This window comes from Polaromonas sp. (assembly GCF_039930745.1).
Lineage (GTDB): Bacteria > Pseudomonadota > Gammaproteobacteria > Burkholderiales > Burkholderiaceae_C > Polaromonas.
Genome location: NZ_JBDTTH010000135.1, coordinates 1 through 7,473 on the forward strand (window position 1 = coordinate 1; position 7,473 = coordinate 7,473).

The following is a 7,473-nucleotide window of genomic DNA, read 5'->3' on the forward strand; positions in this document are numbered from 1 at the left end:
ACTCGGCACCGTTTTTCATCAGGTTGATCAGCACCTGCTCGATCAGGATGGGGTCAACCATGATGGCCGGCAGGCGCGCGGCGATGTAATGGCTCAGCCGCACGTTGTGGCGGCGCAGCTCGATGTCGGCCAGCTCCATGGCGTTGCTGACCATGGTGGCCACGTCGGCGGAGGTGCGGTTCGGCTCGCTGCGTTTCACGAAGGAGCGTATGCGCTGGATGATCTGGCCGGCGCGGTGTGCCTGCTTCGCGGTTTTCTCCAGCGCAATCAGCAGGTCCTCGTTGCTGATCTGCTGGCCCTTGATGCGCGACACCATGCCGTTGCAATAGTTGTTGATGGCGGTCAGCGGCTGGTTCAGTTCATGGGCGACGCTGGAGGCCATCTCGCCCATGGTGATCAGGCGGCTGGCCGACTGGGCGCGTTCGGCCTGCAGGGCGGCTTGCTCTTCGGCATGGCGGCGCGGTGTGATGTCGGTGGCAATCACCATTTGCGCCAGCCGTCCGTCCACCCAGGTCAGGTAACGCGAGCGCACTTCCAGCCATTTGCCAAGTTCGGGCACAAAAATTTCTGCGTTTTCGGTTTGCGCCGCGGTCAGGGTATCCGTGGGAAAGCCTGCCAGACCGTCCACAGCGTCCAGCGTGTCGTCGGTGGGGTGTACTGCTGGCACGCCGGCCTGCGCAATCAGGTTCATGTGGCCGGCGACTTCGCCGCCGAACCAGGCGCGGTACAGCTTGTTGGCAAACAGGAGCTCCTCGCTGCCCAGCGGAGCCACCGACACGGCCGCATCCAGGCCTTCCAGCACCGTGGTGAAACGTTCGTAGGAAGCCGACAGTTCTTCGCGGACCCGTTTGGGCTCGGTGATGTCGGTGACCGAGGTCATCCAGCCGGTCTGCTGGCCGCGCGGGTCGATCAATGGCGAGACATACATGCGGCCGTCGAAAATCGCGCCACTTTTTCGTTTGATACGGACCTCGAAGCCGCCCGGCGCGGAGCGCCCGTGCAGTTCGTCATCCAGCCGGGCAGCCAGTGTTTCCCTGTCCTGTTCGGGCCAGTAAGGAAAAGGGGCGGTACGGCCGACCAGTTCCCCTTCGCTCCAGCCCGTCATCTGGCAAAAAGCCGGATTGACGTAGGTGATACGACCCTGAAGGTCGAGCGCCCGCATGCCGGTGAGCATGGAATTTTCCATGGCACGCCGGAAATTGGTTTCGGCGATCAATGCCTGTTGCGCCTGGACGCGGCGCCGTGTGTGGCGCCAGGTGCCTAACAGCATCCAGACCGTGAGGGCACTCAACGCGCTGACCAGCCAGAAAAAACCGCTGCCAACCACGCCCAGCGACGCCCGGTAACCTTGGGCCTTGAGCAGCAAGCCGTTGCCGACCGGCGAAACGGGGATTTCGTACTCCTGCGTTTCGTCCGACAGGGGCAGGAGCTTCGCCGCCGTGTTTCTGGGCGGGGGCAGGTGGCCGGCCAGCACTTTTCCCTGGTCGTCGAGCAGGGCTACTGCGTATTTGGCCGTGACTTCGTTGGGTACCCCAAAGCGCAGCAACCCATCGATGGAATATTCACCCATGATGACACCGTCAAACCGGCCCTGGTCGTCAAGCGGCACCTGTAGCTGCAGGCTGGGTGCGTTGTAGCTGGTGTCGTCCTTGACGGTCAGCGGACGCGAATAGACCGGCTGACGCAAATCGCGCGCCAGGCCGAAGGTGCTTTCTGTTTCCCCGCGCTTGAGCTGTTCGCCGGGTGCCTGGAGTTGCGACGCAGCGGCGCTCGGCGACATATAGGAAGACTTGACCCTGCGGCGCGAATCTATCCAGGTCACAGCCAGCAGCTCGGGGTACTGGTTGACCAGCGATTCGGCCTGCGCAACGAACTCCTCGCTGTCCACGTCCTTGTTGGACACATCCCGGCCCAGCCGCATCAATTGTTCCTGGCGTTCCAGCAGGCGCAGGCGCAGCCTCTGCTGGGCGTATTCGACATCACGCTTGACGGCCTGCTGTTCGCGGTCAACCTCTTCAACACGCAGGTAGGCAAAAGCCGCAATCACCGCCGCCAGGAACAGCATGACCGCCAGCAGGGGCCCAAGGGTAACGAAGCGGTCCTGCCGCGTCGGCGATTGGCGGCGCCACCAGCGCCGCCATTGGGCCAGCGGCGCGCTGCCGGGCGGCGTGTCGAAAGTGGAGGGTGTGGGCTCGATCATGGGAGCAGTCAAGTTTAAGGGAGTTCCCTGGCGAGGCGGGCGGCGATCAGTGGACACACCACCGTATCACGGGGCGAATGATGCGTCTGCCGCGGCGGTTTAGTCCAGATGAATGCAGCGAGTTCTTTGATTGCATGATTTCATTATGTGAAAGTAAAAAGCACAATTTGAAATAATTTTAAAAATGTGGGAAACTAGAGGCTTGAATCTAAATTGCGTTAACGTGATGAAGATGCCAGTCAACCAACAGCTAGCCAACTAGCCACCAGCAGGAGACAAAACCATGGCTGCAAATCCGGAACAGGCACGTGCCGACACTTTAGGCAATGCTGCCAACGAGGCTCAGGACAAAGACTCGCAGGAAACGCGGGAGTGGCTGGATGCCCTGACCGCCGTCATTGAAAGCGAAGGCCCGGAGCGCGCCCACTTTCTGCTGGAGGAATTGCTGGAGCATGCCCGCCAGAGCAGCATCGACATGCCGTTTTCGGCGAACACCGGTTATGTCAACACGATTGAAACCGACCAGGAAGAGCGCTGCCCCGGCAACCTGGAAATTGAAGAGCGGCTACGCGCCTACATGCGCTGGAATGCGATGGCCATGGTGGTGAAGGCGAATCGCCATCACCCTGAAGACGGCGGCGACCTCGGCGGCCACATCAGCTCCTTTGCCTCTGTAGCGAACATGTTCGGCGCCGGCTTCAACCATTTCTGGCATGCCGAAAGCGAGAATCACGGAGGCGATTGCCTCTACATCCAGGGGCACAGTTCGCCCGGCATTTACGCCCGCGCTTTCCTTGAAGGCCGCTTGACCGAAGAGCAACTGCTCAACTTCCGGCAAGAAGTCGGCGGCAAGGGTTTGTCCAGCTATCCGCACCCGAAGCTGATGCCCGAGTTCTGGCAATTTCCCACCGTGTCGATGGGGCTCGGCCCACTGATGGCGATCTACCAGGCGCGCTTCCTCAAGTACCTGCACGCACGTGGCATTGCCAACACCGAAAACCGCAAGGTCTGGGTCTTCTGCGGTGACGGCGAGATGGACGAAGTCGAATCCCTGGGCGCCATCGGCGTGGCGGCACGGGAAAATCTCGATAACCTGATTTTTGTCATCAACTGCAACCTGCAGCGCCTGGACGGCCCGGTGCGCGGCAACGGCAAGATCATCCAGGAACTCGAAGGCGAGTTCCGCGGCGCCGGCTGGAACGTCATCAAGCTGATCTGGGGCAGCTACTGGGACCCGCTGCTGGCGCGCGACAAGGACGGCGCCCTGCGCAAGGTCATGATGGACACGCTGGACGGCGACTACCAGGCCATGAAAGCCAATGACGGTGCCTATGTGCGCAAGCATTTCTTCGGTAAGGACCCGCGCACGTTGGAGATGGTTGCCAAGATGAGCGACAACGACATCTGGCGCTTGCAGCGCGGAGGCCACGACCCGCAGAAGGTCTACGCGGCTTACCATGCCGCAGTCAAACACAAGGGCCAGCCGACCGTTTTGCTGATCAAGACCGTCAAGGGCTTCGGCATGGGCAAGAGCGGTGAGGGCAAAAACACCGCGCACCAGACCAAGAAGCTGACGGACGAAGACATCATCGCCTTCCGCGACCGCTTCAACATCCCGATTCCCGACGCACAGATCGCCGAAGTTCCGTTCTACAAGCCGGCGGACGACACGCCGGAAATGAAATACCTGCACGAACGCCGCAAGGCTTTGGGCGGCTATCTACCGCATCGCCGCGTCAAGGCCGATGAGCAGTTCACCATTCCCGCGCTGGAGACTTTCAAATCAGTGCTCGAGCCGACGGCCGAAGGCCGCGAAATCTCGACGACGCAAGCCTATGTTCGTTTCCTGACGACGCTGTTGCGCGACAAGGAAGTCGGCCCCCGCGTGGTGCCCATCCTGGTCGATGAGGCCCGCACTTTCGGCATGGAAGGGCTGTTCCGCCAGATCGGCATCTACAACCATGAAGGCCAGCTCTACACGCCGCAGGACCGCGAGCAGGTGAGCTACTACAAGGAAGACAAGTCCGGACAGATCCTCCAGGAAGGCATCAACGAAGCCGGCGGCATGGCCAGCTGGATTGCGGCAGCGACCTCGTATTCGACGAACAACCGCATCATGATCCCGTTCTACATCTATTACTCGATGTTCGGGCTGCAGCGTGTCGGTGACCTGTGCTGGGCGGCCGGCGACATGCAGGCGCGCGGTTTTCTGCTGGGCGGCACTTCGGGCCGCACCACGCTCAACGGCGAAGGCCTGCAGCACGAAGACGGCCACAGCCACATCATGGCCGGCACCATTCCGAACTGCATTTCCTATGACCCCACCTTCGCGCACGAAGTTGCCGTCATCCTGCACCATGGCCTCAAGCGCATGGTCGAAAAGCAGGACAACGTGTACTTCTACATCACGCTGCTCAATGAAAACTACGCGATGCCGGGCCTGGTGGCCGGCACCGAAGAGCAGATCATCAAGGGCATGTACCTGTGCAAGGAAGGCAAGAAGCTGACGCCACGCGTGCAGTTGCTCGGCTCGGGAACCATCCTGCGCGAATCCATTGCCGCGCAGGAACTGCTTGAAAAAGACTGGGGCGTGTCGGCCAATGTCTGGAGCTGCCCAAGCTTCAACGAGCTGACGCGTGAAGGCCAGGACTGCGAGCGCCACAACCTGCTGCACCCGCTCGAGAAGACGCCTCGCGTGTCCTTTGTTGCCCAGCAGCTTGAAAAACACGAGGGCCCCGTGGTTGCTTCGACCGACTACATGAAGGCCTACGCCGAGCAGATTCGTCCCTTCATGCCCAAAGGCCGTAACTACAAGGTACTGGGCACCGACGGCTTTGGACGCAGCGACTTCCGCTATAAGCTGCGCGAGCACTTCGAGGTGAACCGCCACTACATCGTCGTCGCCGCCCTGAAGGCGCTGAGCGAGGAGGGCACCGTGCCGGTGGCCAAGGTCGCAGAGGCCATCAAGAAATACGGCATCAATGCCGACAAGATCAACCCGCTCTACGCCTGAGCAACGTGCGCATCAAGAACAGAGCGAAGGAGACAAGAACATGGCATTGGTAGACATCACCATTCCCGACATCGGCGACTTCGACGAGGTGTCGGTCATTGAGCTGCTGGTCAAGCCTGGCGACACGATCAAGGCAGACCAGAGCCTGATGACGGTCGAGAGCGACAAGGCCTCGATGGAAATTCCATCGAGCCATGCCGGCGTCGTGAAGGAGTTGAAGGTCAAGCTCGGCGACAAGGTCAAGCAGGGCTCGGTGGTGCTGGTGCTGGAAGCCGGCGCCGCCGCGGCCGCCCCTGCCGCCGCCCCGGTTTCAGAGCAAAAACAGGCTGCAGCCCCCGCCACATCTTCACCATCTGCTACAAAAACAGTAGCAGATCCGGTTCCCGCTGCTGCCGCTGCCGGTCCTGTCGAAGTCCGGGTTCCGGACATTGGCGACTTCAAGGACGTGGCCGTCATCGAAGTGCTGGTCAAGGTCGGCGACGCCGTGAAAGCCGAGCAGTCGCTGGTCACCGTCGAGTCGGACAAGGCCTCCATGGAGATTCCTTCATCGGCTTCCGGCGTGCTCAAGGAGCTCAAGGTCAAGCTGGGCGACAAGATCAATGTTGGCGATCTGCTGGCCATTCTTGAGGGCTCGGCCGCGCCTGCAACTGCCCCCGCACTGGCCCCGGCGCCAGCCCAGGCGGCCGCTGCGGCACCGGCCGCCAGCCTGGCCAGTACACCGGTGGAACGTGTTCCTCCCACCGCGGCCCTGCCGGCCCATGAACCGTCGGTGCCCTCCGGCCAGTTGCCACATGCCTCGCCATCGGTGCGCAAGTTCGCGCGCGAGCTGGGGGTGCCGCTAGGCGAAGTCAAGGGCAGCGGCCCGAAAGACCGCATCACGCTCGACGATGTGCAGGGCTTCACCAAGTCGGTCATGGCCGGCGATGTGCGCACCCAGGCGCAGGCCGCCAAAGCACCTGCCGCTTCCGGCGGCGGAGCGGGCCTGGACCTGTTGCCATGGCCCAAGGTCGACTTCACCAAGTTCGGTGCTGTCGAGCGCAAGGACCTGCCGCGCATCAAGAAGATCAGCGGCGCCAACCTGCTGCGCAACTATGTGATGATCCCGCACGTCACCAATCATGACGATGCCGACATCACCGAGCTGGAAGCCTTCCGCGTTTCCACCAACAAGGAAAACGAAAAATCCGGTCTCAAGGTCACCATGCTGGCTTTCCTGATCAAGGCCAGCGTTGCCGCGCTGAAGAAATTTCCCGAGTTCAACAGCTCGCTGGACGGCGACCAACTGGTCTACAAGCAGTACTACAACATCGGTTTTGCCGCTGACACGCCCAACGGCCTGATGGTGCCCGTGCTCAGGGATGCGGACAAAAAAGGCATCATGCAGATTTCGCAAGAAATGGGTGAGCTGGCGAAGAAGGCGCGCGACGGCAAGCTCGCTCCGGCCGAGATGCAGGGTGCCAGTTTCACCATCTCTTCGCTGGGCGGTATCGGTGGGCGTTATTTCACGCCCATCATCAACGCGCCCGAAGTCGCCATCCTGGGTGTCTCCAAGAGCCAGATGGAGCCCGTCTGGGACGGCAAGGCTTTCCAGCCGCGGCTGATGCTGCCGATGTCGCTGGCCTGGGATCACCGCGTGATCGATGGTGCCGGCGCCGCGCGCTTCAACGCCTACCTGGGCCAGATTCTGGGTGACTTCCGCCGGGTTCTGTTGTGACCCCCACGCTTTTCACTTCGTGTAATGCGGTGCCCCTTGCAGGCCGCCGCTCGCCAGAGGCTTCGCTTCTGGCGCCTGTCCGAACCTGCACAAGCAGATTCGGAGCCGCAGGCTCCAGCCCCTCGGGGGCCGCTGCGCCTGCGGTATGGCGGAGCCAGTCCCGCGGCCCTGGCTTGAAGGGATTCCAGGCGTGACGACGCTGGTTGCAGTGAAGAAAGCCGGGCAGGCCGTGATCGCCACGGATGCCCTGATCACTTTCGGCGACACACGGCTGGCCAACCGCTTCGAAGCCAACAGCAAGATCTTCAAGGTGGAGACGCCGGCCGGCAGCAGCTACGTGGGCATGGCCGGCACGGTCGCGCACTTTCCAGTGCTGCGCAAGGCCATGGCGGCTTTGCCCAAAGACCAGCTCAGGCTGGGTAGCAAGGACGAGGTGTTCGACACCTTCCACAAGCTGCATCCCATGCTCAAGGACGTGTTTTTCCTGCAGACCAAGGAAGACGACAACGACCCCTACGAGTCCAGCCAGTTCAGCGTGCTGATCGC

The 7,473-nt window shown here is 61.7% G+C and carries 3 protein-coding genes and 1 pseudogene; 3 read left to right on the forward strand and 1 reads right to left on the reverse strand.

Features of this window, described 5'->3' with window-relative positions; translation table 11 throughout:
* The coding region (locus tag ABI660_RS22165; RefSeq protein WP_348072219.1) for a PAS domain S-box protein at positions 1 to 2,200 on the reverse strand (2,200 nt) is incomplete at its 3' end.
* Positions 2,201 to 2,483: 283 nt separating this feature from the next.
* Between ABI660_RS22165 and aceE the strand changes: the two genes are divergently transcribed.
* The 3 genes and pseudogenes from aceE to ABI660_RS22180 form a co-directional block, all read left to right on the forward strand.
* Positions 2,484 to 5,213: a pyruvate dehydrogenase (acetyl-transferring), homodimeric type gene (gene aceE / locus ABI660_RS22170; RefSeq protein WP_348072221.1), complete on the forward strand. Its 2,730-nt coding sequence runs from the start codon at positions 2,484 to 2,486 to the stop codon at positions 5,211 to 5,213.
* Positions 5,214 to 5,253: 40 nt separating this feature from the next.
* On the forward strand, positions 5,254 to 6,927 hold the full coding sequence (gene aceF, locus ABI660_RS22175) for a dihydrolipoyllysine-residue acetyltransferase (RefSeq protein ID WP_348072223.1): 1,674 nt from the start codon (positions 5,254 to 5,256) through the stop codon (positions 6,925 to 6,927).
* A 190-nt stretch (positions 6,928 to 7,117) separates the two neighbouring features.
* Positions 7,118 to 7,473, forward strand: a pseudogene (locus tag ABI660_RS22180) (MFS transporter); the annotation flags it as partial.